We start from the raw sequence: 24885 nt of genomic DNA, 5'->3' as shown, positions 1-24885 counted from the left end.
ATGCCGCTTGTTTGAGCGGCATTGTTATTTCTGGGGTGGTCAATGAAACGCGAAACAGTCAGAGAGCGGCATGCAGAGGGACATATCTCTGCGACCCATGTGATTCAAAATCCGGCGAACAGCGGGGAGTGGATTGTATTCTTCAAGAAAAGCGCGGGACGCAGCTTTTTCCTGGTGGATGAAAACGATGAGGTTGAATCCTTCAGCCGGCTGGATGACTTGATCGAGACCGTGCGTGGCCTGGGGATCAAGTTCGCCGAAATTCATATGTAAGGCGACGCTTGGCGATCGACAGGCACAAAAAAGCCCCGCGCGCGGGCAGGGCGTTCTTGATGCAGGCTCTGTTACTCGGGCTTGGCACCGCGACGCTTGGGCGCCGGTGGGGTGTCTTGCAAGACCGACGCGACCTCGATGGCCAACGCTTCGGTAGGGAAAGGCCCGGCAATGTGTTCACCGCCGTTGCTGTCGACCCACCATTGACCGTCTTTGGCCTTAGTGATCAGGTACCCGTTCACGCTCTTTGCTGCCGACATCTATCTGCCTCGTTGGCTGGTTCAATTGCGCAATGATAGCCGCAAAAGTGCCTTGTTGTGCTCGGTGGTCTACATTAATGACCTTTATGTCGCAGATGATATCCACGCCCGCGTGGAACTATCCGAGTGATTATTTCTCTATGATGGCATCGGTTAGCCAGTGCAGGGCATTGTAAGGTGCTCGCGGCCTGATTAGACTGCGCCGAAACTCGTACACACAGCCTTTTCAAGGACTTTTATGATCAAGAAATGCTTGTTCCCAGCAGCCGGTTACGGTACTCGCTTCCTGCCAGCGACTAAGGCCATGCCTAAAGAAATGCTGCCAGTGGTGAACAAGCCACTGATTCAGTACGGCGTTGAAGAGGCACTGGACGCTGGCTTGAATGAAATCTCGATCGTTACCGGTCGCGGCAAGCGCGCCTTGGAAGATCACTTCGATATCAGCTACGAGCTGGAAAACCAAATCAAGGGCACCGACAAAGAGAAGTACCTGGTCGGTATCCGTCGCCTGCTCGACGAGTGCTCGTTCTCCTACACGCGTCAGACCGAGATGAAAGGCCTGGGTCACGCCATCCTGACGGGCCGTCCGTTGATCGGTGACGAACCGTTCGCCGTGGTCCTGGCGGATGACTTGTGCGTCAACCTCGAAGGTGACGGCGTGCTCAAGCAGATGGTCAAGCTGTACAAGCAGTACCGTTGCACCATCGTTGCAATCATGGAAGTCGACCCGCAGGAAACCAGCAAGTACGGCGTGATCGCTGGTGACCTGATCGGCGACGACCTGTACCGCGTGCGTAACATGGTCGAGAAGCCAAAGCCGGAAGATGCACCGTCGAACCTGGCGATCATCGGTCGCTACATCATGACCCCGGACATTTTCAGCCTGATCGAGCAAACCGAGCCGGGTAAAGGTGGCGAGATTCAGATCACTGACGCCCTGATGAAGCAGGCGCAGGATGGTTGTGTCATCGCCTACAAGTTCAAGGGCACACGTTTCGACTGCGGTGGTGCCGAAGGCTACATCGAGGCGACCAACTTCTGCTTCGAGCACTTCTACAAGACGGGTAAGGCGTACTGATAGCACCTTAGTTGCTTGTACTGAAAAGATAAACTCACACTGTGTAAAACATAGGTGAGAACTAATAAAGCGCCCCGACTTGTTCGGGGCGTTTGCTTTTGCGCGTCGAAAGAAAAAGCCTTTCAAATATTGATGTCGCCCATCGCGCGAGGCGAATACCTCACTAGTTTGAAGTTATCCAGGCCAAAAATTAGTGTTGTCCGTTATTCATGGCTGGATTTCTTTTGTAAGGAGGGCGCCCAGTAGGTTATTTGTTTTGCTGAGTGAGTGCGTCTGCATGAACTAAGGGTTAGTGCTAGTAATATTTTAATCTCATTCATGGTGTTTTTTAATTCTTGTCTCCTATTGTCTGAAGGCTTATTCCTACATTTTGCGCGTATGTATGTCTTTTTGTAACGTGGACATAGTATGAAATAATTTGCGTATTGAATTGCGATGTGACGAAGTCTTAGAAATAAATTGTTTCCTGGTTAGTAATTTATTTCTCCGTTGCTGGTGACGGTTCGAGGTGTACATGGAATTCGACGTTATTGTCGTGGGTGCAGGAGCAGTTGGTGGCTCAATTGCATATGAGCTATCAACGCGAGGTTTAAACGTATGCCGCATAGGTGAGACTGATCGCACAAATGCAGCGTCAAAAGCTGCGGGGGCGATGAATGGATGTTTCGGGGAAGTAACAAGCGGTCTACTTTCGAGTGATTATGGTCGATTAAAACTAGATATGGACCGACAAGCCCAACACCTGTGGTCAAGTTGGGCGGAGCGTTTGGCAATTTCTTCAGGTGATTCTAGTTCGTTATTTACCGCTATTGGGACCCATGTGCTGCTCAATACCGCCGGCATGGATGAGGTGGACAGCGTAAACTACGACACCATCGAGAGTACCCTTCGTGAGTATGGTGAGCCGTTCGAAGTTGTTGATCCACGCAAGATGGAGTGGCTTAAGCCCAACCATCTGGTTCGCCCTCTGCGGGGGTTGTACATACCAAACGAACATTCAGTGAACTCGCATCTTTTACTGGAGAAACTGGATGCTGCATTTGTCACCGAAGGCGGCACTCTGAAAAATGAGAATGCTAAACGAGTGTTGGCTGAGGGTGGGGTAGCAACGGGTGTCGAGTTGTGCAGTGGGGAGATTCTCTGGGCAAGGAAGGTTGTGGTTGCCGCAGGCGTCCAATCTCTGGATTTGCTCAGTGATTTCGATGAACTCGTAAAGAGAATTCCACCGCTGTTCAGTGGTTATGGCGTCTCCATTCTCATAAAGATGCCAGAAGGTGTTGATTTGCCGAGTTCGGTCATACGGACGCCAAATCGTGCCTTTGCATGTGGCTTACACTGTGTCCCTCGTGGGGATGGGGTGTTGTATCTGGGGGCAACTAACATTATTTCGGAGCGGCCAAAGCAACAGGCTCTCATATCAGATGTTCAGTTTTTGCTTGATTGTGCTGTTGATCAATTGAACCTAGACCTTCATGGCGCTGAAATAATTTCCATACAAGTTGGCAACAGACCAATTCCAGCAGGTGGTTTCCCATTGATTGGCGAGTGCTGCATCGAAGGTCTTTGGCTCGCAACAGGTACCTACCGAGATGGTCTGCACCAATCACCATTGTTGGCGCGGTATATAGCTGAACTGATTAAATCCTCGTCAAGGAAGCGCGTAGGAAAGGTTTCACGGGTGCAATGAAAAATGTTCCGTGAATTTTTTTGTGTGCAGTAGGAGTTTTGCCGATGGCATTAACAAGTGAGGCGACACACCGCGGAGCGAGATCAAAGCGTTGGTTACGCCTAAGCGTGCTGGTGCTGCCTGTATTGCTGGTGACAGTTGACAATACGGTGCTTGGATTCGCGTTACCAAAAATTGCCGAGGCCCTGCGTCCGAGTGCTAGCCAGCAACTGTGGATGATCGATGCTTATTCGCTGGTATTGGCGGGGTTGCTGGTGTCGATGGGCAGTCTGGGAGATCGGGTCGGTCATCGTAAGTTATTGCTGATCGGGTCCTTGGGTTTTGCGATTGTGTCGGTGCTAACCGCGTATTCCGATACCGCCACGCAACTGATTGCCGGGCGAGCTTGTATGGGCGTTTTCGGTGCAATGCTGATGCCCTCAACGCTGGCGTTGATACGTTCGGTGTTCGAGGACCGAGAAGAGCGAAGACTAGCAGTCGCGATATGGGCAACGACGTTGACGGTCGGCTCGGCACTCGGTCCTTTGGTGGGCGGGGTGTTGCTGGAATTCTTCAGTTGGGGGTCGATTTTCCTGTTGGCGGTGCCCGTGTTGGTGCCACTGCTGGTATTGGGGCCACTGTTGTTGCCCGAATCCGAGCGAGATGCTTCAGGACCGTTGGATCCGATAAGCATCCTGCAATCGATGGTAGCTCTTGGTGCCATTGTTTATGGCATTAAACACAGTGCCAGTAATGGTTTCGACTGGATGGTACTGACAGTATTTGCAGTAGGCGCAGTTGCGGGCTGGATGTTTGTGTGTCGACAGTTACGTCTGCCAGTGCCGCTGATGGACCTGAGTCTGTTCCGCAGTGGCACCTTTAGCGGCTCTGTCGCGATCAATTTGATGAGTCTCGCGTTTCTCGTCGGCTTCGTATTCTTTACCACTCAGTTCCTGCAGATCGTTCTTCAGATGTCGCCCTTGAGTGCTAGCCTCGCGTTGATTCCTGGTCAGGTCATGGCAATTGTAGTGGGGATGGCGGTCGTGCCTGTCGCACGGCGATTACAGGTGCATGTGCTGATACCGATTTTGATTGCGTTTGCTGGAGCGGCGTTTTTGCTGGTCGGCAGCATGGGCAGTAGCCTGACCGTTCTAGTGGTGGCTTTTGCCTTGCTAAACATTGGCGTGGGCGCGATCGCGACGGTGTCCAATGATGTGATTTTGTCAGCCGCACCACCGGCAAAGGCGGGCGCCGCGTCGGCCATTAGCGAAACGGCCTATGAAGTGGGTGTAGTTTTGGGGACGACAGTGCTCGGTGGTGTCGTTACCGCCTACTATCGCGGTGCATTGCAGCTTCCGGGGTTCCTGAGCGAAGTGCAGATGATGCTGGCGAGTGAGACGCTGTCTGGCGCCTATCATGTGGCGGCAGACTTGTCGGGTGATCAAGCAAGGGAGTTGATGGCGCAGGCGGGAAGGGCATTCGAAGGTGGAATCGGTTTGGTTTCGTGGGTGACGTTCGGCTTGGCACTCATGGCGATTTTGATTGCTTGGCGCACTCTGCGGACATCGAAAACGCAATCTGCAGAGGGGTATTGATCGAAAACGAAGATTGGGCCGCGCATCGCACGGTCCGAGCATTTCAGCACAATGCTTGCTCAGCGGCCGTCCGCAGGTATGCTGTTGACCTGCCGAGGAGATTGAAATGGCCTACGATTTTGACCTGTATGTGATTGGCGCCGGTTCCGGCGGTGTACGAGCGGCACGCTTCGCGGCCGGTTATGGTGCGAAAGTGGCGGTAGCGGAAAGCCGCTACCTGGGCGGGACCTGTGTGAACGTCGGCTGCGTGCCGAAAAAATTGCTGGTCTATGGCGCGCACTTTGCCGAAGACTTCGAGCAGTCCGCGGGCTTTGGTTGGTCGCTGGGTGAGGCGAAATTCGATTGGGCGACGCTGATCGCCAACAAGGATCGCGAGATCAACCGCCTCAATGGCATCTACCGCAATCTGCTGGTCAACAGTGGCGTGACCTTGCATGAAGGGCACGCGAAGCTGGTCGATCCGCACGCGGTGGAAGTGAACGGCCAGCGCTATAGCGCCGAGCGCATTCTGGTGGCGGTTGGCGGCTGGCCACTGATCCCGCAGATCCCGGGACACGAGCACGCCATCAGCTCTAACGAAGCGTTTTTCCTCAAGGAGCTGCCCAAGCGCGTGTTGGTGGTGGGGGGTGGCTACATCGCCGTCGAATTCGCCGGGATCTTCCACGGTCTGGGGGCTGAAACCACCTTGCTGTATCGTGGCGATCTGTTCCTGCGTGGCTTCGACGGTGCGGTGCGCAAGCATTTGCAGGAGGAGCTGACTAAGCGTGGGATGCACCTGCAATTCAATGCCGATATCGAGCGCATCGAGAAGCAGGCCGATGGCAGCTTGAACGTGACCCTCAAGGATGGTCGTCAGTTGCAGGCCGATTGCGTGTTCTACGCCACTGGGCGTCGTCCGATGCTGGACAACCTGGGCCTGGAGAACACCCGGGTCAAGCTCGACAAGAAAGGCTTCGTCGAGGTCGACGAGCTGTATCAGACCACCGAGCCCTCCATCCTGGCGATTGGCGATGTCATTGGCCGTGTGCAGTTGACGCCCGTGGCATTGGCCGAAGGCATGGCGGTTGCGCGCCGGTTGTTCAAGCCCGAGCAGTACCGCCAGGTGGACTACCGGATGATCCCGACGGCGGTGTTCAGCCTGCCGAACATCGGCACCGTGGGCCTGACAGAAGAGCAGGCCCGTGAGGAAGGGTATGAGGTGCAGGTCTTCGAAAGCCGCTTCCGGCCGATGAAGCTGACCCTGACCGAGTGTCAGGAGCGCACGCTGATGAAGCTGGTGGTCGACGCCAAGACCGACAAGGTCCTGGGTTGCCACATGGTTGGCCCGGAGGCGGGGGAGATCGTCCAGGGGTTGGCAATCGCCCTCAAGGCCGGCGCCACCAAGCGCGACTTCGACGAAACCATCGGCGTGCATCCTACCGCCGCCGAAGAGTTCGTCACCATGCGCACGCCGGTGGCGGGTTAATCGTCCGCCGTCTCCTCTGACCCTGCTTCTGGCGGTGCCTTGCTGGCGGTCGCCAGCAGCAGCGCGTGCAGGCTGGCCTGGGCAGTCGTCGCCTTCAGCTCCAATTCTTTGTTGAGTTGCTGCTGTTGGGCGACGTCTTGCTTGAGCGTCGAGCCCTCCAGCACGGCAACGCGCAAGCGCTCCTGGAGCAGGGTAAACTCGGCGTCCGCCTGGCGCATGCGTTGGTTAGCCTGCTCCTCGCGCTTCTCGCTTTGCTTGAGCTGATCCTGCAACAGGTTTAGCTCACGCAGCGTACCGCGGTTCTCGGTCAGCAGGCGTTCGTTGTCGCGGTTGAGCTGGGTGATCTCGTCCTGGCGCACCAGCGCGCTTTGCTGGGCCTGGCGCAACTCCATCTGAATCTGCTGCACCTGGCCTTCATGGCGGCGTTGCTCCTGCTCGCGCTGTTCCTTGATCGCGTTGCGGTAGTGCTCCAGCGCGTCGCGGGCGTGCAGGTGTTTTTCTTCCAGTGAGCGGATCTGCTCATCCTTGTCATTCAAACGCAACTCGAAACCACTCAGCGCCTCACTCAGCCCGGCATTGCGAGTCTGTTCGCCTTGCAGGGCGGCGCGAGTGCTGTGCAGGGCCGCGGATTCGTTGGCCAGGGCCTGACCTTGCGCGTCCAACTGTTGCCCGAGCTGGGCTTGAACCTGCTGGGCCTCGCTCAGTTGTGCCTCCAGCGCCGTGCGCGCCTGATCGAACGCCGCCTGGGCCTGATCAATAGGTTCTTGCGCCTGTGCCTTGAGGCGTTGTGCCAGGCGCGTCACCAGCTCCAGCAACTCACCGTCGATCGGCTCGGCGGGTTCATCTGAAGGGTTGCCCCGGCCGTCATCCAGCTCCTTGAGGTAGCGGTGGATGGTGGTTTTCGAGCCGGTATTGCCCATCTCGATCCGTACCGCATCAATGCTGGGGTGTTCGCCGCGCGCAATGATTGCCAAGCGTGCGGCTTGCACCACCGCCTTATTTATACCGCCCCGGGCCATGTTCTCTCCTACGATTTCGTAATGTGGTACGTACAACGTATATCGCCACTGTACCATGCCAATCTAGAATGTTGAGATTGGCGTTAATACACATGGGATATACTGGTATTACCCCGTGTGATAAGCGCAAGCCACGCCGTTCACCTGAATTCGCCGTACATCTACTTGAGTTGAGCCCATGACTGATATGGATCGTTACCTGCACGCCGCGACTCGCGATAACACGCGGCGCAGCTACCGGGCGGCCATCGAGCATTTCGAAGTGAGTTGGGGCGGGTTTCTGCCGGCCACCAGCGACAGCGTGGCGCGCTACCTGGTGGCCCAGGCGGGCGAGCTATCGATCAATACCCTGAAGCTGCGTTTGTCGGCGTTGGCGCAATGGCACAACAGCCAAGGGTTTGCCGACCCCACCAAGGCGCCGGTGGTGCGCCAGGTATTCAAGGGCATTCGTGCCTTGCATCCGGCGCAAGAGAAACAAGCCGAGCCCTTGCAACTGCGCCATCTGGAGCAGGCAGTCGCCCACCTTGAGCGCGAGGCGCAGCAAGCGCTGGCAGATCAGGACTCGCCAGGGTTGTTGCGCGCTCGCCGTGATAGCGCGCTGATCCTGCTGGGCTTCTGGCGCGGTTTTCGCAGCGATGAACTGTGCCGCTTGCAGGTCGAGCATGTGCAAGCGATTGCCGGGACGGGCATCAGCCTGTACCTGCCGCGGAGCAAAAGTGACCGCGATAACTTCGGCAAGACCTATCAAACCCCCGCGCTCCAGCGCCTGTGTCCGGTGCAGGCCTATATCGAATGGCTCAAGGTCGCCGCCTTGGTGCGCGGGCCGGTGTTCCGCGGTATCGACCGCTGGGGCAACTTGAGCGAAGCGGGGCTGCATGCCAACAGTGTGATCCCGTTGCTGCGCCAGGCCTTGGAGCGCGCCGGGATTGCGGCCGAACACTACACCAGTCACTCGCTGCGACGGGGCTTCGCGACATGGGCGCATCAAAGTGGTTGGGACCTGAAGTCGTTGATGAGTTACGTCGGCTGGAAGGACATGAAGTCCGCCCTGCGCTATGTCGAGGCCAGCCCGTTCCTGGGCATGGCCCGCCTGACGGAGAAGTCGCTGGGCGAGTAGATATCGTTTTCTTCTCTTTATAGTGTCAGCTAATAGAGAAACTCAATCGATGGCATAAGGTTATCCAATGAGCCATCGGCCCAATGTTTGGCTAGGATTCTCCCCATCAAGTTTCAACCCACTGAGGAGAGTCAACGATGCCTATCATCAACAGCCAAGTTAAACCATTCAAAGCGACCGCATTCAAAAACGGCGCATTCGTCGAAGTGTCGGACGCCGACCTGAAAGGCAAGTGGTCTGTCGTGTTCTTCTACCCGGCTGACTTCACCTTCGTTTGCCCAACCGAGCTGGAAGACCTGGCCGACAACTACGCCGAGTTCCAGAAGCTGGGCGTCGAGATCTACAGCGTGTCGACCGACACCCATTTTGCCCATGCGGCCTGGCACAACACCTCGCCAGCCATCGGCAAAATCCAGTACACCATGATCGGCGACCCGACCCTGACCATCTCGCGCAACTTCGACGTGCTGATCGAAGAAGCTGGCCTGGCGGACCGTGGCACCTTCGTGATCAACCCAGAAGGCCAGATCAAAATCGTTGAACTCAACGATGGCGGCGTAGGGCGTGACGCTCAAGAGCTGCTGCGCAAGATCAAGGCTGCCCAGTACGTCGCTGCCCACCCAGGCGAAGTGTGCCCAGCCAAGTGGAAAGAAGGCGAGGCTACCTTGGCTCCGTCCCTGGACCTGGTCGGCAAGATCTAAGTCTGTGAGTCACTTACGAGCGGACATCCGCACTTAAGTAAGCTGCATCGCCCCAAAAAACGCCCGGGCGAGATTCGCTCGGGCGTTTTTTATGAACCAAAGAATTGAAGGAGATCGCCCGTATGTTGGACGCTAATCTGAAAGCCCAGTTGAAGTCTTACCTGGAACGGGTCACCCAGCCGATCGAGATTGTCGCTTCCCTCGACGACGGTGCGAAATCCCAGGAAATGCTCGCGTTGCTCAAAGACGTTGCCAGTCTTTGCAGCCTGATTACCTTGCGCGACGATGGCACTGATGCACGCAAGCCATCGTTCTCGCTGAACCGCCCTGGCGCCGATATCAGCCTGCGTTTTGCCGGTATCCCCATGGGGCACGAATTCACCTCGCTGGTGCTGGCCCTGCTGCAAGTCGGTGGCCACCCGTCGAAGGCCAGTGTCGAAGTGATCGAACAGATCCGCTCGCTCAAGGGTGAGTTCAACTTCGAGACCTATTTCTCGCTGTCGTGCCAGAACTGCCCGGACGTGGTCCAGGCGCTGAACCTGATGGCGGTGCTGAACCCGAACATTCGTCACGTCGCCATCGACGGCGCGCTGTTCCAGGCTGAAGTCGACGAGCGCCAGATCATGGCCGTGCCCAGCGTGTACCTCAACGGCGTCAACTTCGGCCAGGGCCGCATGGGCCTGGAGGAAATCCTCGCCAAGCTCGACACCAGTGGCATCGAACGCCAGGCCGAGAAAATCAGCGCCAAGGCTGCCTTTGATGTGCTGGTGGTCGGCGGTGGCCCGGCCGGTGCTTCGGCGGCGATCTATGCGGCCCGTAAAGGCATTCGTACCGGGGTGGCCGCTGAACGCTTTGGCGGCCAGGTGCTGGACACCATGGCCATCGAGAACTTCATCTCCGTGCAGGAGACCGAAGGGCCGAAGCTCGCCATGGCGTTGGAAGAGCACGTCAAGCAGTACGACGTCGACATCATGAACCTGCAGCGCGCCGACACCCTGGTGCCAGGCAGGAACGGCGAGCCGCACCAGATCAAGTTCGCCAGCGGTGCGACCTTGAAGGCCAAGACCGTGATCCTCGCGACCGGCGCCCGCTGGCGTGAAATGAACGTGCCGGGCGAGCAGCAATACCGCAACAAGGGCGTGGCGTACTGCCCGCACTGCGACGGTCCGCTGTTCAAGGGCAAGCGCGTGGCGGTGATTGGTGGTGGTAACTCGGGCGTGGAAGCAGCCATCGACCTGGCCGGTATCGTGTCGCATGTCACCCTGCTGGAGTTCGATACGCAGTTGCGTGCCGACGCGGTGCTGCAGCGCAAGCTGCATAGCCTGCCCAACGTCACCGTGATCACCAACGCGCAGACCACTGAGGTCACCGGCGATGGGCAAAAGGTCAATGGCCTGCGCTACAAGGATCGCCAGTCCGGCGAAATCCTGAGCGTCGAGCTGGAAGGGATCTTCGTGCAGATCGGCTTGTTGCCGAACACCGACTGGCTCAAGGGCACGGTCGAACTGTCGCCCCGTGGCGAGATCATCGTCGACAACCGTGGCGAAACCTCGATCCCCGGTGTGTTCGCCGCCGGTGACGTGACCACTGTGCCGTACAAGCAGATCGTGATTGCGGTGGGCGAGGGCGCCAAGGCGTCGTTGAGTGCCTTCGATCACTTGATCCGGACGTCGGCGCCGGCGTGATCAAGCCCTAGCGTCAGCCACAAAAAACCCCATGAACAGCGATGTTCATGGGGTTTTTTTATCGCCTTGAATCAGCGACGCGGAGTGCCGGGCAAACCACTCCAGGATCGCCGGTCGCGCCGGGTGCAGGGCGCTTGAGGGTTGCAGCCACAACGTATAGGCACCACCGGTTTTCAGCGGTGGACCGAAGGGCACGATCAACTCGCCGCGATTGATCAGGTCCTGGGCCAGGGCCTGGTCGGTCATGGCGATCCCCATGCCACGCGCGGCCGCTTCCAGGGCCAGTTCGTCGAGGTTGAACGTGATGTGCTTGCTGTCTCGCGCCAGCGTCAGGTGCTGGGCTTGCAGCCAACTGGCCCATTCCAGTTGCCCGGTCGAACCGTGGATCAGCGGGTACTGGCTCAACTCATCGAGGGACTGTGGCGGTACTTTGCCGTTGACCGAGTGCGGCGCGCATACCGGCACCAGGAACTCTTCGAACAGCACCTGGTGCGCCTGATCATCCGCTGGCGCCGGCAGATAGAGAATGCAGGCGTCGCACTCGCCCGAAGGATCGACCCGTTGGGTGGCCACGGTTTCTATCGACAGCGCCAGGTCTGGGTGGCGGGCATAAAAATCGGTCAGGCGCGGCAGCAGCCAGCGCACCGCCAGCGATACATGGATGCGGATGCGAAACGCCGAATCCCTGGGTTCCAGGCGTTTTTCCAGCGCTTCCAGCTCGCCAATCATCCGCTGTGCCACCGCCAGCACGTGCTGGCCCTCGGTCGTCAGCGACACGCTGCGACTGCTGCGAACCAGCAGCGGTACGCCGTAGTGGTGCTCCAGTTGCTGGATCTTGCGGCTGACCGCGCTCTGGGTCAGGCACAGCCGTTGTGCTGCCTGGGTGAAGTTGCTCGCCGTGGCGACTTCGACAAGCGCCTGCAGCGCCTGCAAGGACGGCACGCGAAACACCTTATCCATGCGAAAAACGAATGGTTGGATGCATTAATAACGTTGGAGTGCGCATCGATATCTCCATAGATTCTGGTGATGGCGGCCAAGTGAACAGCGTGCCTGCATGCTAATTGTTCATGGTGGCGGCATTCAACAGGGTATGAGGTAAATAGATGACTGAAAACAACTGCGGCTGGATTGCGCAGACCCAAGCGTCGGTAGCGCAACCACCCTTGCTCGGGGTGCAGAAGGCGGACTGGCTGATCATCGGCGGCGGTTTTACCGGGTTGTCGGCCGCCCATTCCCTGGCAGAACTGCACCCCCAGGCACGGATTGTGATGGTCGACCGCCAGCGCGCGGCGCAAGGGGCGTCGGCGCGCAACTCGGGTTTTGTGGTGGCCCATGAAAACCCGTCCGGCGATGACTTGATTGGCCGTGTCGGCAACGCCTACTACCAGACCAGCACCGAGATCAGTCGCGCCGCGAGCAGGGAAGTGCAGAGCCGGGTCAGTCGCCTGAAGATTGACTGCGACCTGCGCGAGCAGGGTTACTTCTTCGCCGTGCACGATCCGGCCAAGCTCGAAGATGCCGCGCTGCGGGTGCAGACCCTGGGTGAGACCGGAGCCGATGCGCAACTGCTGGAAGGCCACGCCTTGCGCCAGCACCTGGGCACGGATTTCTACCAGGCCGGGATCCTGTGTCGAGGCGGCAACGCGCTGTTGCAGCCGGCCAAGTACGCCAAGGGGCTGCGCGACACCTTACCGGCGTCGGTCGAGTTGTTCGAGTTCACCGACATCACCCGCCTGGAGCGCCAGGCCAACAGCAATCTGCGTGCCTCGTCGGCGCAAGGCAGTGTCGAGGCACCGCAGGTGCTGGTCTGCGTCGGGCCGTTCCTGCCCCGCGTCGGCGTGCGTGAACGGGCGGTGTTCCCCCTGGAGCTCAGCGCCTCGTTGACCCGCCCGTTGACCGATGACGAATTCGACCAGATGGGCCGTCCCGATCCGTGGGGCGTGCTGTCGACTCGCCCGGGTGGGGCGACACTGCGCCTGACCAACGACCGTCGGCTGCTGATCCGTAACACCGTGGAACTGCGCCGCCACGACCTCGATAGCGGGTCCTTGAGCGTGCGTCGGCAAACCCATTTGCGTGGCCTGCAACGCCGCTTCCCGTGGGTCACCGACCAGCATATCCAGTACACCTGGACCGGCCACTTGAGTGCCACGCGTTCCGGTGAACCGCGCTTTGCCCGCCTGGAGCGGGGCATCCACACCGTGGCCGGCTGCAATGGCTCCGGTGTCGCCCGGGGCACCTTGTGGGGACGGTTGCTGGCTGAGATGGCGTCGGGCAGTCAGTCGCCGCTGCTGGACAAAGTCCTCAGCCAGGCCTCGCCCGGCTGGTTGCCACCATCACCGTTCTTCGATATCGGCGCCTCTGTGCGCATGCGCTACGAGGCTTGTCGCGCGAAATCAGAGTCCTGATCCACACCCCACCGCAAACGTCACTCCCTTGCCTGGAAGAATAATAATGATCACGCTCAAACCCATCGTCTTCGCCCTCTGCGCCACCGCCAGTGGCATGGCCGCTGCCGCCGAAACCGTGCGCATCTCCAACTGGAGCAGCTACATCGCCCCCGATACCCTGAGCAACTTCACCCAGCAGACGGGTATCCAGACCACCTATGACCTGATCGACAGCAACGAGATGCTCGAAGCCAAGTTGATCACAGGCAGCAGCGGCTACGACGTGGTCAGCCCGTCGAACCACTTCCTCGCGCAACTGATCAAGGCCGGCGCGCTGCAGAAGCTGGACAAGTCCAAGCTGCCCAACTGGAAAAACCTCGACCCGCAGTTGATGAAGATGATCGAAGTCAACGACCCGGGCAACGCGTACGGCCTCCCCTACATGTGGGTCACCGTGGGCATCGGCTACAACGTGCAGAAGATCAAGGAGATCTTCGGCAACACCGATGTCACCCAGAGCTGGAGCCTGCTGTTCGATCCCAAGAACATGGAGAAACTCAAGCAGTGCGGTGTCGCGGTGATCGACAATTCGACGCAGATGCTGCCCATCACGCTCAACTACCTGGGTCTCAAGCATGACAGCGAAGACCCGGCCGACTACGCCAAGGCCGAGGCGGCGCTGTTGAAGGTCAAGCCCTACATCCAGTACTTCCACCAGTCCAAGTACGTCAGCGACCTGGCCAACGGCAACATCTGCGTGGCCGTCGGGTTCAGCGGTGACATTGCCCAGGCGACGACCACGGCGCACGAAGCGAAGAATGGCGTGGAGCTGGGTTATTCGATTCCCAAGGAGGGCTCGACCCTGGCGGTGGACATGGTGGTCATGCCGCGCAATGCGCCCAATCAGAACAATGGCTACGCCTACATGAACTACCTGATGGAGCCCAAGGTCATCGCCAACATCAGCAACTCGATCCACTACCCCAACGGCAACGCGGCGGCCACCGCGTTCCTGGATCCGGCCGTACGTGACGACCCGGCGATGTACCCGGCGCCCGAGGTGATGAGCACCCTGTTCCCGTTGAAGGCCCTGCAACCCAAGGCCATGCGCCAGGCCACCCGGTTGTGGACCAAGGTCATCAGCGGACTCTGATGCCAGCTGTGGGACGCACGGCCTGCGCCAGTGCGTCCTTTCGGATACGCCTTATATCGTTCCCCGGCATTTGCTCGTTAGAGGGTGGCGGTTTGACCTCCCGTCCACGCTCACAGCAGGCCCGTCATGCCGTTGATCAAGCTAGGTTCACTTCTATCGTTGTAGGCCCTGTTCGGGGTGGCGCAGGCCGGGCAACTGCCGAAAAAAGCCGGGGTACTCCAACCTCGTGGTCAAGTGCCCATGCAAGGACATGAGCTACGCGCGATCAAGGGGCAATGTGCTGGCGTCTTCGCGAGCGGGCCCGCTCTCCTAAGCCAGGTAGCGCCTGAACCACGCCAGTGTCCGGCTCCAGGCCAACTCGGCGGCGGCCTTGTCGTAGCGCGGGGTGGAGTCGTTGTGGAAACCGTGGTTGGCGCCGGGGTAGACGTAGGCCTCGTAGGTTTTGCCATTGGCCTTGAGGGCTTGCTCGTAGGCCGGCCAGCCTTCGTTGATGGCCGTGTCCAGTTCGCCGTAGTGCAACAGCAGCGGAGCCTGGATGCGGGGTACGTCCTTGGCCTCTGGTTGACGACCGTAGAAGGGCACGGCCGCGGCCAGTTCCGGGTAGGCCACGGCGGCGGCATTGGCCACGCCACCGCCGTAGCAGAAGCCGGTGATGCCGACTTTCCCGGTGGTGGCGTCATGGGCGATCAGCCACTCAATGGCGGCGAAGAAGTCGTTCATCAACGTGGTCGGCTCGACCGTCTGTTGCAGTTCGCGGCCCTTGTCATCGTTGCCGGGGTAGCCGCCCACCGAGCTCAGGCCATCGGGGGCCAGCGCAACAAACCCGGCCTTGGCCAGGCGCCGGGCCACGTCCTCGATGTACGGGTTGAGCCCGCGATTCTCATGCACCACCACCACCGACGGCACCTTGCCGACAGCCTTGGCCGGGCGCACCCGATAAGCCCGTACCTGGCCGTTGCCCTTGGGCGAGGGGTAGGTGATGTACTCGGCGACGATGTCGGGGTCGGTGAATTCCACCTGCTCCGCCAGGGCGTAGTCGGGGCTCAGCGCCGCCAGCAACGCCGAGGCTGTCAGCCCGCCGAAGGTGAACAGCGCGGCGCGGTCGAGGAACTCGCGCCGGTTGATCCGGCCGTGGGCGTAGTAGTCGTACAGCTCCAGCAGTTCAGGGGCAAAGTCCTTGGCGGTGAGGCGAGTCATGGGTGCACTCCCATTCAATCAGCAGGCATGGCCGGGGTTTGCCAAAGTAAAGCAGGTTTTATCCCGATGCCTGCCTGTAAACCCCTTCTCCGGTGGGGTGTGGGTGGCCCCGGGATTAGCATTCACCGCGGACCAGTTTGGGAGCCCGCCCTCAAACAAACGGCTGCCCGCTAAACCCCCGTGGCAGGCGCTGTTGGCCGGGCATGTCGGTCAGGCGCTGGATCCATGACGTGCGCCAATCGACCGAGGCATGGGCGACCTTGGCTCGGCGGGCTGCCCGGCGTGCGGCGTTGCGGGCATCGCGGCGGGCGTCCTTGAAGGCGTCCGTGTTGCGGCAGCTGCGGCATTTGACGCGGGCAAACTCGGTGGTCGAAATCAGGTGCTTGCCGTGATGACCGCAGGCCAGGTGCCCGGCGGTCTTGTAGTGAGTCACCATCGGTGGATCTCCTATGCATGGATTCGGCAGAGCGCAGGCCGTGGGCCGCGCTGTCTGGGGGCGGCAGGTTCGCCACGAGCCCATTAGGGTTAATGACACTGCTGTGACGCAGGCGTTCGGTTGAACCGCCGGAGGGTCGTTTTCTTCAATACACGCCGGTGGCGTGCTTCTACCTTGGGAGCCGGGGAATCCCCCAACTTGTGTGGAGCACACGTGCAATGAGTCTGATCCTCTCCATGGCCGCCTTTGCGCTGGCGGCCTCGATTACCCCGGGCCCAGTGAACATCGTCGCCTTGAGCAGCGGCGCGCAGTACGGCTTTGTCGCCAGCCAGCGCCATGTGCTCGGGGCCACCCTGGGCTTTGTGCTGTTGCTGGTGCTGATGGGCGTGGGCTTGCATGAACTGCTCACGCGCTGGCCGGGGTTGACGCGGGGAGTGCAGATGGCCGGTGTGGCGTTCCTGTTGTTCATGGCCTGGAAGCTGGCCATCGATGACGGGCGGCTCAGCGCCAAGGATTCCAGGCAGGCGCCGACAATGCTCTATGGCGCGTTGATGCAGTGGCTCAACCCCAAGGCGTGGCTGGCGTGTGTGGCGGGTATGGGGGCGTTTGTCGCTGACGGTGACGCCACGCTGATCTGGCAGTTTGCCGGGGTGTACATGGTGGTGTGCTACGCGTCGGTGGCGTGCTGGTCCTATGCCGGCACGTTTTTGCGCCAGTACCTGAGCAACCCCGGCGGCATGCGTTTGTTCAACCGCGTGATGGCCGCGTTGCTGGCGCTGAGTGCCGGCTACCTGCTGCTGTCTTGATCAGCCGCGATACTGACCGGGTGTCGCGGCCAGGTGCTGTTTGAACGCGCGCTGGAAGTGCGCCTGGTCGGCAAACCCGGCCTCCAGCGCCACATCGGCGATCAGTCGACCCTGGCGCAGTTGCTCGCGGGCGAACTGGATACGCCGGTTGACCAGGTAGGCATGGGGCGTCATGCCGTAGTGTTGCTTGAACGCGCGGATCAGGTAGGAGGGCGAAAGGTCCGCCGCCGCGCAGATCTCTTCCAACTTAACGGCCTGGGTGCAGTGGTCGCGGATATAGTCGGCGGCGCGTTCGAGCTTGAAGTTCGGCTCACGCACGCTGACCTGCGCCGGGTTGAGCTTGATCTGCACGTCGGTGAAGTAGGCCACCACGGCGCTGTGTTTATGCAGGGTCGAGGCCTGGTCGTCGATCAGCACCGCATACAACTGGTTGAGACCCTCGAACAGTTCGCCATCGGTGGTGTGGGTGGTGGCGAAGCGGCGAAAGTCCAACTGCGCACTGAACCCCAGTTGATGCTGGAGGTCGGTCAACCAGGGCGCATCGATGAACAGCATGCGGTACGACCACGGTTGATCGTCGATGGGGTTGCAGGCATGCACATCGCCGGGGTTCATCAGCACGACGGTGCCGGCCTGCACCTCGAACGCCGATTGCTCGTGCAGGTAGGTGCTGCTGCCAGCGGTGATCGCACCGATGGAAAATTGTTCGTGGGCGTGGCGGGTGTAGCAGACCTTGCGGCCGTCGGCGATGGCGCGCGCCTCGATGAAGGGCAGGGCGTCGTCGCGCCAGAAGCGCGGGGCCTGGTCGGGGTTCTTGGGCGGCGTGGATGGCATCGACGAAGCTCCTTTGACGGTCTGCGCGTGAGTGTACGTCAAAGACAATGCATTGCAGAGGCGCCTGCGCAACAACTCGTACAACCAGCGATGGTGGCTGGCGTAGAGGGAATGCAGAGGGGGAAGTGTCGACGGCCATCATCAAGAGCACAGGTCCATTGGGTGGGGAAGCGACGAAAAGATCTTAATCGGAATCGATCGCGATTAAGTCAAATGGCTCGAGGCTCTGCAAATGATATTGGTTTGCTTTTATGTGGGTTGCTATCATCGATAGGAGGGCGCAACGCTGTAGCGGCTGACCGATGGTCGTGTCGAGCCCGCTGAGGAGCAAATTGCGCTTAGCTCAACGAATAAGCCAACGCACGCGCCGGCCATTGTGACCTGCGCGATGCGTCACCCAGGACACCGTGAATCCTGATCGCCCGAGGAGATAATCGTGCTGACGTTCAACATCAATGGCCAGGATCGCCCCCTGGATGTGCCCCCGGACATGCCGCTGCTGTGGGTCCTGCGCGATGTCGCGCACCTGACGGGCACCAAGTTCGGTTGCGGCATGGCGCAGTGCGGTGCATGCACCGTGCACGTCGATGGCACGCCGCTGCGTTCGTGCATCACCCCGGCCGCGGCGGTGAGTGGCGGGCAGAAAATTGTCACCATCGAAGGCTTGTCCAGTGATGGCTCGCACCCGGTGCAGCGGGCCTGGGCCGAGATCGATGTGGTCCAGTGCGGTTACTGCCAGTCGGGGCAGATCATGTCGGCGGCGGCGTTGCTGGCCAAGACCCCATCGCCGACCGACAGCGACATCGACCAGGCGCTGTCGGGAAACCTGTGCCGCTGCGGCACCTACCCGCGGATCCGGGCAGCGATCAAGCGTGCCGCCCAGTTCAAGGAGGCGTGATCATGAATGTACGCCTCGATACCTCCCGCCGTTCATTCCTCAAGGGCAGCGCCATGCTCGGTGCGGGCCTGGTGGTGGCGCTTGTCATCCCTGCGGGCAATCGGTTCGCGCGCGCCGCCATGGCGGGGGAGGCGGACTTTGCCCCCAACGCCTTCCTGCGTATCGCCCCCGACAGCACCGTCACCCTGTTGATCGGCCACTCGGAAATGGGCCAGGGCATCTGGACCGGCCTGAGCATGCTGATTGCCGAGGAACTGGACGCCGACTGGAGCAAGATCCGCGTCGAGCACGCGCCAGCCTCGGCGGCCAAGTACGGCTTGCCGGCGTTCGGCGGCATGCAGATCACCGGTGGGTCGACCTCGACCTGGATGGAGTTCGACCGTTACCGCCTGGCGGGCGCGGCGGCTCGACTGATGTTGATCGAGGCGGCGGCCAAGCGCTTCAACGTCGCCGCTTCGCAAATCCGTACCGAACCTGGAGTGGTGATTGCCGGGACGCACCGTGCCACCTATGGCGAGTTGGCCAATGACGCCGGCCAGTTGCCGGTGCCGGACCCCTCGACGATCAAACTCAAGGAGGCTAAGGACTGGACCCTCATCGGCAAGCCGACCCAGCGCCTCGACACCCCGGAAAAAATCACCGGCCAGGCGAAGTTCGGCATGGACGTGCAGTTCGATGGCTTGCTGACCGCGCTGGTCGCCCGGGCGCCGGTGTTCGGCGCGAGCGTCAAGTCCTTCGACGGCACGGCAGCCCTGGCGCTGCCCGGGGTGCACAAAGTGCTGCAGGTGCCGACGGGCATTGCGGTGGTGGCCGATCACTATTGGGCGGCGAAGCAGGGCCGCGATGCGCTGAAAGTCGACTGGGACCTTGGCCCCAATGCCAACCTCGACAGTGCCACCTTGCTGGAGCGCTTCCGCCAGTTGGCGACCACCCCCGGCGCCTCGGCGAGCCAGGCCGGGGATGTGACGGCGGCGCTGGGCAAGGCGGCCAAGACCGTCGAGGCCGAGTATCACGTGCCGTACCTGGCCCACGCGCCGATGGAACCGCTCAACTGCACGGTGAAAATCACCGCCGATCAGTGCGAGATCTGGACCGGCACCCAGTTCCAGACCCTGGACCAGCTCATCGCTGGCAAGATCACCGGGCTCAAGCCCGAGCAGGTGGTGATCCACACCGAGTTTCTCGGCGGTGGTTTCGGGCGGCGGGCCAACCCGACCTCGGACTTCGTGGCCGAAGCCGTGCAGGTGGCCAAGGCCGCCGGCAGTCCGGTGAAAACCGTGTGGTCGCGCGAAGATGATATCCGTGGCGGCTACTACCGCTCGGCGTTCCTCCATCACGCGCGCATCGGCCTGGACAGCGCCGGCCTGCCGGTGGGTTGGCAGCATGTGTTGGTCGGCCAATCGATCATGACCGGCACCTCGTTTGCAGCGACCATGGTCAAGGATGGCGTCGACAAGACCTCGGTCGAGGGCGTGGCCGACAGCCCCTACCTCACCGGCCTGGCCAATCACCAGGTGCAACTGCATTCGCCGCAGACTGGCATCAGCGTGCTGTGGCTGCGTTCGGTGGGGCACACCCACACAGGGTTTGTCATGGAGTCGCTGGTCGACGAACTGGCCGCCGCGGCCGGCAAGGATCCGGTGGAGTACCGCCGTGCCTTGCTCAAGGACCATCCGCGCCACCTGGGGGTGCTGAACCTGGCAGTGGAGAAGGCCAACTGGAAGGCACCCCTGCCGGACGGGCACGCGCTGGGCGTGGCGGTGCATGAGTCCTTTGGCAGCTTCGTGGCGCAGGTGGCCGAAGTGTCGAGGGAGGGTCAGACCATTCGCGTGCACCGGGTGGTGTGCGCGGTGGATTGCGGGATCGCGGTCAACCCGACCAGCATCGCCGCGCAGATGGAGTCATGCATCACCTTTGGCCTGGGATTCACCCTGCACAGCAAGCTGACCTTGAAGAACGGCATGGTCGAGCAGTCCAACTACCACGACTATCAAGTGCTGCGCCTGAACGAAATGCCAGTGGTACAGGTGCACATCGTGCCCAGCACCGACAAGCCGGGAGGCATCGGCGAAACCGGCGTGCCACCGGTTGCGCCAGCGGTGGCCAACGCCGTCTTCGCCCTGACCGGACAACGCTTGCGCGAGCTGCCGTTGCAACTGGCCGCGACCTAAGAAAGGGGGGCTGCGGCGAACACAAACCCGATGTCTGGCGCAGCTCCCTCGTAGGAACGAGGCTTGCCCGCGAAAGCGGTGTGTCAGGCGGTGTTGATGCTGAATGTGCCGGCCTCTTCGCGAGCAAGCTCGCTCCCACAGTGGGGCTGCGGTGGACACAAATCCGGTGTCTGGCGCAGATCCCTTGTGGGAGCGGGCTTGCCCGCGAAGGCGGTGTGTCAGGCGGTGTTGATGCTGAATGTGCCGGCCTCTTCGCGAGCGGGCTCGCTCCCACAGTGGGGCTGCGGTGGACACAAATCCGGTGTCTGGCTCAGCTCCCTTGTGGGAGCGGGCCTGCCCGCGAAGGCGGTGTGTCAGGCGGCGTTGATGTTGGATGTGTCGATGTCTTCGCGGGCAAGCCTCGCTCCTACAGGGGAGGGCTGCGGTGGCGTTTACCCGGCGGTTTCCGGGACCAGGAATGCCGCCTCCAGCAACTGCTGGGTGTACGGATGCTGCGGGGCGGCGAAGATGCTTTGTGCATCACCCTGTTCGACCACCTGACCATGCTTGACCACCATCAACTGGTGGCTGAGCGCTTTCACCACGGCCAGGTCATGGCTGATGAACAGGTATGTCAGGTTGTACTTGCTTTGCAGCCTGCGCAGCAGTTCAACCACCTGACGCTGTACGGTGCGGTCGAGGGCGGAGGTGGGCTCGTCCAGCAGGATCAGCGCCGGTTTGAGGACCAAGGCCCGGGCAATGGCGATGCGCTGGCGTTGGCCGCCGGAGAACTCGTGGGGGTAACGGTTGCGGGTTTCGGGGTCCAGGCCGACTTCTTCGAGGGCGGCGATAATCGCCAGCTCCTGCTCGGCCGGCGTGCCGATGTGGTGGATGCGCAGGCCTTCGCCGACGATCTGGCTGACGCACATGCGTGGGCTCAGGCTGCCGAAGGGGTCCTGGAACACCACCTGCATTTCCCGGCGCAGTGGCCGCACCTGTTGCTGCGACAGGCGGTCCAGCGCCTGGCCTTCAAAACGGATCGTGCCCCGGCTGGCGATCAAGCGCAGGATCGCCAAGCCCAGGGTGGATTTGCCTGAGCCGCTCTCGCCGACGATGCCCAGGGTCTGGCCCTGGGGCAGGCTGAAGTTGATGCCATCCACCGCCTTGACGTAGTCGACGGTGTTGCGCAAGAAGCCTTTCTTGATCGGGAACCACACCTTCAAGTCCTCGACCTCCAGCAACGGCGGGCCGACGTCATTGGTCGCCGGGTTGCCGCGCGGTTCGGCGGCCAGCAGTTCCCGGGTGTACGGATGCTGCGGGGCGCGAAACAGTTCCTCGCAGGTCGCCTGTTCGACGATGCGCCCGCGCTGCATGACGCACACCCGATGGGCAATTCGCTGCACCAGGTTCAAGTCATGGCTGATCAGCAGCAGGGCCATGCCCAGGCGCGCCTGGAGTTCCTTGAGCAGTTCGAGGATCTTCAACTGCACGGTGACGTCCAGCGCGGTGGTGGGTTCGTCGGCGATCAACAACTCCGGCTCGTTGGCCAGGGCCATGGCGATCATTACCCGCTGGCGCTGGCCGCCGGACAGTTCGTGGGGCAGGGCCTTGAGGCGCTTGTGCGGCTCGGGGATGCCCACCAGTTCCAGCAGTTCCAGGGTGCGCAGGGTCGCCACTTTGCCGGTCAGGCCCTTGTGGATGCCCAGCACTTCGTTGATCTGCTTCTCGATCGAGTGCAGCGGGTTCAGCGAAGTCATGGGCTCCTGGAAGATCATCGCAATGCGGTTGCCACGGATGTGGCGCAGGGTCTTCTCCTTCAGGCCCAGCAAGTCGTGGCCCGAGTAATTGATGGTGCCACTGGGGTGGCGGGCCAGGGGGTAGGGCAGCAGGCGCAGGATCGAGTGCGCGGTCACCGATTTGCCCGAACCGCTTTCGCCCACCAGGGCCAGGGTTTCGCCGCGCTTGATGTCAAAGCTGACACCTTCGACCACCCGCTGTACCCGTTCACCGAGCACAAACTCGACAGACAGGTCGCGCACTTCGATCAGATTGTCCTGACTCATTTCACTTCCTCGGGTCGAAGGCATCGCGAGCGGACTCGCCGATAAACACCAGCAAACTCAACATCACCGCCAGCACCGCGAAGGCGCTGATGCCCAGCCACGGCGCTTGCAGGTTGGACTTGCCCTGGGCCACCAGTTCGCCCAGGGACGGTGCGCCGGGTGGCAGGCCGAAGCCCAGGAAGTCCAGCGCGGTCAGGGTGCCGATCGCCCCCGTGAGGATGAACGGCATGAAGGTCATGGTCGAGACCATGGCGTTGGGCAGGATGTGGCGGAACATGATCGCACCGTTCTGCATGCCCAGGGCCCGGGCGGCGCGCACGTATTCCAGGTTGCGCCCGCGCAGGAACTCGGCGCGCACCACGTCCACCAGGCTCATCCAGGAGAACAGCAGCATGATCCCCAGCAACCACCAGAAGTTCGGCTGGACGAAGCTGGCCAGGATGATCAGCAGGTACAGCACCGGCAGGCCGGACCAGATCTCCAGGAAGCGTTGCCCGGCCAGGTCCACCCAGCCGCCATAGAAACCCTGGAGGGCGCCGGCAATCACGCCAATGATCGAACTGAGGATGGTCAGGGTCAGGGCAAACAGCACTGAGACCCGGAAGCCATAGATCACCCGCGCCAGCACGTCACGGCCCTGATCGTCGGTGCCCAGCAGGTTGTCCGCCGAAGGTGGGGCGGGGGCCGGGACCTTGAGGTCGTAGTTGATGCTCTGGTAGCTGAACGGGATCGGTGCCCACAAGGTCCAGGCATCCTTGGCCTTGAGCAGTTCCTGGATATACGGGCTCTTGTAGTTGGCCTCCAGGGGGAACTCGCCGCCGAAGGTGGTTTCCGGGTAGCGCTTGAGGGCCGGGAAGTACCACTGGCCGTCGTAGTGCACCGCCAGTGGCTTGTCGTTGGCGATCAACTCGGCGCCCAGGCTGGCGCCAAACAGGATCAGGAACAGCCACAGCGACCACCAGCCGCGCTTATTGGACTTGAACAGCTCGAAACGCCGGCGATTGAGCGGGGACAGGTTCATCTCAATGCTCCCGGTGTTCGAAGTCGATGCGCGGATCGACCAGGGTGTAGGTCAGGTCGCCGATCAGTTTCACGATCAGGCCCATCAGGGTGAAGATGAAGAGGGTGCCGAAGACCACCGGGTAGTCACGGTTGATCGCCGCTTCAAAGCTCATCAGGCCCAGGCCGTCGAGGGAGAAGATCACTTCCACCAGCAAGGATCCGGTGAAGAAGATGCCGATGAAGGCCGACGGGAAGCCGGCAATCACCAGCAGCATCGCGTTGCGGAACACATGGCCGTACAGCACGCGGTGTTTGGTCAGGCCCTTGGCGCGGGCGGTGACCACGTACTGCTTGTTGATTTCATCGAGGAAGCTGTTCTTGGTCAGCAGGGTCATGGTGGCGAAGTTGCCGATCACCAGGGCGGTCACGGGCAGCGCCAGGTGCCAGAAGTAGTCGAGGATCTTGGCGCCCAGACTCAGTTGGTCGAAGTTGTTGGAGGTCAGGCCCCGGAGCGGGAACCAGTTCAGGTAACTGCCCCCGGCAAACACCACGATCAACAGGATGGCGAAGAGGAACGCCGGGATCGCGTAGCCGACGATAATCGCCGAACTGGTCCAGACGTCGAAGTGGCTGCCGTGGCGGGTGGCCTTGGCGATCCCGAGGGGGATCGACACCAGGTACATGATCAGGGTGCTCCACAGCCCCAGGGAGATCGACACCGGCATCTTTTCCTTGATCAGGTCGATGACCTTGGCGTCGCGAAAAAAGCTGTCGCCGAAGTCCAGGCGGGCGTAGTTCTTGACCATGATCCACAAGCGTTCCGGCGCCGATTTGTCGAAGCCGTACATCGTCTCGATTTCCTTGACCAGCGCCGGGTCCAGGCCCTGGGCGCCGCGATAGCTGGAACCGGCCACCGAGACCTCGGCACCGCCACCGGCAATGCGGCTGGTGGCGCCTTCGAAGCCTTCGAGCTTGGCGATCATCTGCTCCACCGGGCCCCCGGGCGCGGCCTGGATGATCACAAAGTTAATCAGCAGGATGCCGAACAGGGTCGGGATGATCAGTAACAGTCGCCGTAATAGGTACGCCAGCAT

Annotated in this window: 22 protein-coding genes; 13 read left to right on the top strand and 9 right to left on the bottom strand. The window is 60.9% G+C overall.

Annotated elements, in window-relative coordinates:
* The first annotated feature begins 42 nt into the window (after positions 1 to 42).
* On the top strand, positions 43 to 273 hold the full coding sequence (locus BMW74_RS16570) for a hypothetical protein (protein WP_093423485.1): 231 nt from the start codon (positions 43 to 45) through the stop codon (positions 271 to 273).
* A gap of 71 nt (positions 274 to 344) precedes the next feature.
* Here BMW74_RS16570 and BMW74_RS16565 read toward each other — a convergent pair whose 3' ends face one another.
* Positions 345 to 533 (bottom strand): hypothetical protein, encoded by a 189-nt coding sequence (locus BMW74_RS16565; RefSeq protein WP_093423481.1) that lies wholly within the window; start codon positions 531 to 533, stop codon positions 345 to 347.
* A 238-nt stretch (positions 534 to 771) separates the two neighbouring features.
* On the opposite strand from BMW74_RS16565, the gene galU reads away from it, so the two are divergent.
* The 4 genes from galU to gorA all read left to right on the top strand — a co-directional run bounded on the left by galU (position 772) and on the right by gorA (position 6337).
* Complete coding sequence (galU, locus tag BMW74_RS16560; protein WP_093423477.1) at positions 772 to 1611, top strand: UTP--glucose-1-phosphate uridylyltransferase GalU; 840 nt, start codon at positions 772 to 774, stop codon at positions 1609 to 1611.
* Positions 1612 to 2125: 514 nt separating this feature from the next.
* Positions 2126 to 3298, top strand: a complete 1173-nt coding sequence (locus tag BMW74_RS16555; RefSeq protein ID WP_256562583.1) for an NAD(P)/FAD-dependent oxidoreductase — start codon at positions 2126 to 2128, stop codon at positions 3296 to 3298.
* Between the two features lie 44 nt (positions 3299 to 3342).
* Positions 3343 to 4872 (top strand): MFS transporter, encoded by a 1530-nt coding sequence (locus BMW74_RS16550; RefSeq protein WP_093423472.1) that lies wholly within the window; start codon positions 3343 to 3345, stop codon positions 4870 to 4872.
* A 106-nt stretch (positions 4873 to 4978) separates the two neighbouring features.
* Positions 4979 to 6337: a glutathione-disulfide reductase gene (gorA, locus tag BMW74_RS16545; protein ID WP_093423469.1), complete on the top strand. Its 1359-nt coding sequence runs from the start codon at positions 4979 to 4981 to the stop codon at positions 6335 to 6337.
* On the opposite strand, the gene BMW74_RS16540 is transcribed toward gorA, so the two are convergent.
* A complete protein-coding gene (locus tag BMW74_RS16540) occupies positions 6334 to 7356 on the bottom strand; it encodes a DNA-binding protein (RefSeq protein WP_093423464.1) in 1023 nt (340 codons plus the stop codon). The two genes, gorA and BMW74_RS16540, sit on opposite strands and share 4 nt — an antisense overlap.
* A gap of 178 nt (positions 7357 to 7534) precedes the next feature.
* Here BMW74_RS16540 and BMW74_RS16535 point away from each other — a divergent pair, with 178 nt between their 5' ends.
* The 3 genes from BMW74_RS16535 (at position 7535) to ahpF (ending at position 10859) form a co-directional block, all read left to right on the top strand.
* Positions 7535 to 8473, top strand: a complete 939-nt coding sequence (locus BMW74_RS16535) for a site-specific integrase (protein WP_093423459.1) — start codon at positions 7535 to 7537, stop codon at positions 8471 to 8473.
* A 137-nt stretch (positions 8474 to 8610) separates the two neighbouring features.
* Positions 8611 to 9174, top strand: coding sequence for an alkyl hydroperoxide reductase subunit C (gene ahpC / locus BMW74_RS16530; protein ID WP_093423454.1), 564 nt, complete (start codon positions 8611 to 8613; stop codon positions 9172 to 9174).
* Between the two features lie 122 nt (positions 9175 to 9296).
* Positions 9297 to 10859 (top strand): alkyl hydroperoxide reductase subunit F, encoded by a 1563-nt coding sequence (gene ahpF, locus BMW74_RS16525; protein ID WP_093423449.1) that lies wholly within the window; start codon positions 9297 to 9299, stop codon positions 10857 to 10859.
* A gap of 45 nt (positions 10860 to 10904) precedes the next feature.
* Here ahpF and BMW74_RS16520 read toward each other — a convergent pair whose 3' ends face one another.
* Entirely contained in the window at positions 10905 to 11819 is a 915-nt protein-coding gene (locus tag BMW74_RS16520) for a LysR substrate-binding domain-containing protein (protein ID WP_093423445.1), read from the bottom strand.
* Between the two features lie 146 nt (positions 11820 to 11965).
* Between BMW74_RS16520 and BMW74_RS16515 the strand changes: the two genes are divergently transcribed.
* Both BMW74_RS16515 and BMW74_RS16510 read left to right on the top strand, forming a co-directional pair.
* The gene (locus BMW74_RS16515) at positions 11966 to 13270 is read left to right on the top strand and encodes an NAD(P)/FAD-dependent oxidoreductase (RefSeq protein ID WP_093423441.1); all 1305 of its coding nucleotides are present in this window, start codon (positions 11966 to 11968) and stop codon (positions 13268 to 13270) included.
* A gap of 46 nt (positions 13271 to 13316) precedes the next feature.
* On the top strand, positions 13317 to 14405 hold the full coding sequence (locus BMW74_RS16510) for a polyamine ABC transporter substrate-binding protein (protein ID WP_093423436.1): 1089 nt from the start codon (positions 13317 to 13319) through the stop codon (positions 14403 to 14405).
* Between the two features lie 309 nt (positions 14406 to 14714).
* On the opposite strand, the gene yghX is transcribed toward BMW74_RS16510, so the two are convergent.
* Both yghX and BMW74_RS16500 read right to left on the bottom strand, forming a co-directional pair.
* Positions 14715 to 15602, bottom strand: coding sequence for a YghX family hydrolase (gene yghX, locus BMW74_RS16505; RefSeq protein WP_093423432.1), 888 nt, complete (start codon positions 15600 to 15602; stop codon positions 14715 to 14717).
* A 151-nt stretch (positions 15603 to 15753) separates the two neighbouring features.
* A complete protein-coding gene (locus BMW74_RS16500; RefSeq protein WP_093423428.1) occupies positions 15754 to 16038 on the bottom strand; it encodes a hypothetical protein in 285 nt (94 codons plus the stop codon).
* Positions 16039 to 16256: 218 nt separating this feature from the next.
* On the opposite strand from BMW74_RS16500, the gene BMW74_RS16495 reads away from it, so the two are divergent.
* A complete protein-coding gene (locus BMW74_RS16495) occupies positions 16257 to 16844 on the top strand; it encodes a LysE family translocator (RefSeq protein ID WP_093423423.1) in 588 nt (195 codons plus the stop codon).
* Here BMW74_RS16495 and BMW74_RS16490 read toward each other — a convergent pair whose 3' ends face one another.
* Positions 16845 to 17678 carry an AraC family transcriptional regulator gene (locus tag BMW74_RS16490; RefSeq protein ID WP_093423419.1) on the bottom strand — a complete coding sequence of 278 codons (834 nt, stop codon included), beginning with the start codon at positions 17676 to 17678 and terminating at the stop codon, positions 16845 to 16847.
* A gap of 436 nt (positions 17679 to 18114) precedes the next feature.
* On the opposite strand from BMW74_RS16490, the gene BMW74_RS16485 reads away from it, so the two are divergent.
* Together BMW74_RS16485 and BMW74_RS16480 are read left to right on the top strand one after the other, a co-directional pair.
* Positions 18115 to 18576 (top strand): (2Fe-2S)-binding protein, encoded by a 462-nt coding sequence (locus BMW74_RS16485; RefSeq protein WP_093423415.1) that lies wholly within the window; start codon positions 18115 to 18117, stop codon positions 18574 to 18576.
* A 2-nt stretch (positions 18577 to 18578) separates the two neighbouring features.
* Positions 18579 to 20747, top strand: coding sequence for a xanthine dehydrogenase family protein molybdopterin-binding subunit (locus BMW74_RS16480; RefSeq protein WP_093423410.1), 2169 nt, complete (start codon positions 18579 to 18581; stop codon positions 20745 to 20747).
* A gap of 431 nt (positions 20748 to 21178) precedes the next feature.
* On the opposite strand, the gene BMW74_RS16475 is transcribed toward BMW74_RS16480, so the two are convergent.
* From BMW74_RS16475 to BMW74_RS16465, 3 genes are read right to left on the bottom strand one after another with little or no spacing between them, the layout of a single operon-like run.
* Positions 21179 to 22789 (bottom strand): ABC transporter ATP-binding protein, encoded by a 1611-nt coding sequence (locus tag BMW74_RS16475; protein WP_093423407.1) that lies wholly within the window; start codon positions 22787 to 22789, stop codon positions 21179 to 21181.
* Position 22790: 1 nt separating this feature from the next.
* On the bottom strand, positions 22791 to 23810 hold the full coding sequence (locus BMW74_RS16470) for an ABC transporter permease (protein ID WP_093423402.1): 1020 nt from the start codon (positions 23808 to 23810) through the stop codon (positions 22791 to 22793).
* A gap of 1 nt (position 23811) precedes the next feature.
* Entirely contained in the window at positions 23812 to 24885 is a 1074-nt protein-coding gene (locus tag BMW74_RS16465; protein ID WP_093423397.1) for a microcin C ABC transporter permease YejB, read from the bottom strand.

It is taken from the genome of Pseudomonas sp. ok272 (genome assembly GCF_900109995.1).
In the GTDB taxonomy this organism is placed as follows: domain Bacteria; phylum Pseudomonadota; class Gammaproteobacteria; order Pseudomonadales; family Pseudomonadaceae; genus Aquipseudomonas.
This window is presented reverse-complemented; position numbering and strand designations above follow the sequence as displayed.

Bases quoted from the DNA above. Each gene is read 5' to 3' on its own strand.
- BMW74_RS16465 (WP_093423397.1), bottom strand. From the start codon at position 24,885: ATGCTGGCGTACCTATTACGGCGACTGTTACTGATCATCCCGACCCTG.
- BMW74_RS16565 (WP_093423481.1), bottom strand. From the start codon at position 533: ATGTCGGCAGCAAAGAGCGTGAACGGGTACCTGATCACTAAGGCCAAA.
- BMW74_RS16570 (WP_093423485.1), top strand. From the start codon at position 43: ATGAAACGCGAAACAGTCAGAGAGCGGCATGCAGAGGGACATATCTCT.
- yghX (WP_093423432.1), bottom strand. From the start codon at position 15,602: ATGACTCGCCTCACCGCCAAGGACTTTGCCCCTGAACTGCTGGAGCTG.
- BMW74_RS16490 (WP_093423419.1), bottom strand. From the start codon at position 17,678: ATGCCATCCACGCCGCCCAAGAACCCCGACCAGGCCCCGCGCTTCTGG.
- BMW74_RS16550 (WP_093423472.1), top strand. From the start codon at position 3,343: ATGGCATTAACAAGTGAGGCGACACACCGCGGAGCGAGATCAAAGCGT.
- galU (WP_093423477.1), top strand. From the start codon at position 772: ATGATCAAGAAATGCTTGTTCCCAGCAGCCGGTTACGGTACTCGCTTC.
- BMW74_RS16540 (WP_093423464.1), bottom strand. From the start codon at position 7,356: ATGGCCCGGGGCGGTATAAATAAGGCGGTGGTGCAAGCCGCACGCTTG.
- BMW74_RS16555 (WP_256562583.1), top strand. From the start codon at position 2,126: ATGGAATTCGACGTTATTGTCGTGGGTGCAGGAGCAGTTGGTGGCTCA.
- BMW74_RS16510 (WP_093423436.1), top strand. From the start codon at position 13,317: ATGATCACGCTCAAACCCATCGTCTTCGCCCTCTGCGCCACCGCCAGT.
- BMW74_RS16470 (WP_093423402.1), bottom strand. From the start codon at position 23,810: ATGAACCTGTCCCCGCTCAATCGCCGGCGTTTCGAGCTGTTCAAGTCC.
- gorA (WP_093423469.1), top strand. From the start codon at position 4,979: ATGGCCTACGATTTTGACCTGTATGTGATTGGCGCCGGTTCCGGCGGT.
- BMW74_RS16515 (WP_093423441.1), top strand. From the start codon at position 11,966: ATGACTGAAAACAACTGCGGCTGGATTGCGCAGACCCAAGCGTCGGTA.
- BMW74_RS16500 (WP_093423428.1), bottom strand. From the start codon at position 16,038: ATGGTGACTCACTACAAGACCGCCGGGCACCTGGCCTGCGGTCATCAC.
- ahpF (WP_093423449.1), top strand. From the start codon at position 9,297: ATGTTGGACGCTAATCTGAAAGCCCAGTTGAAGTCTTACCTGGAACGG.
- ahpC (WP_093423454.1), top strand. From the start codon at position 8,611: ATGCCTATCATCAACAGCCAAGTTAAACCATTCAAAGCGACCGCATTC.
- BMW74_RS16475 (WP_093423407.1), bottom strand. From the start codon at position 22,789: ATGAGTCAGGACAATCTGATCGAAGTGCGCGACCTGTCTGTCGAGTTT.
- BMW74_RS16535 (WP_093423459.1), top strand. From the start codon at position 7,535: ATGACTGATATGGATCGTTACCTGCACGCCGCGACTCGCGATAACACG.
- BMW74_RS16520 (WP_093423445.1), bottom strand. From the start codon at position 11,819: ATGGATAAGGTGTTTCGCGTGCCGTCCTTGCAGGCGCTGCAGGCGCTT.
- BMW74_RS16480 (WP_093423410.1), top strand. From the start codon at position 18,579: ATGAATGTACGCCTCGATACCTCCCGCCGTTCATTCCTCAAGGGCAGC.
- BMW74_RS16495 (WP_093423423.1), top strand. From the start codon at position 16,257: ATGAGTCTGATCCTCTCCATGGCCGCCTTTGCGCTGGCGGCCTCGATT.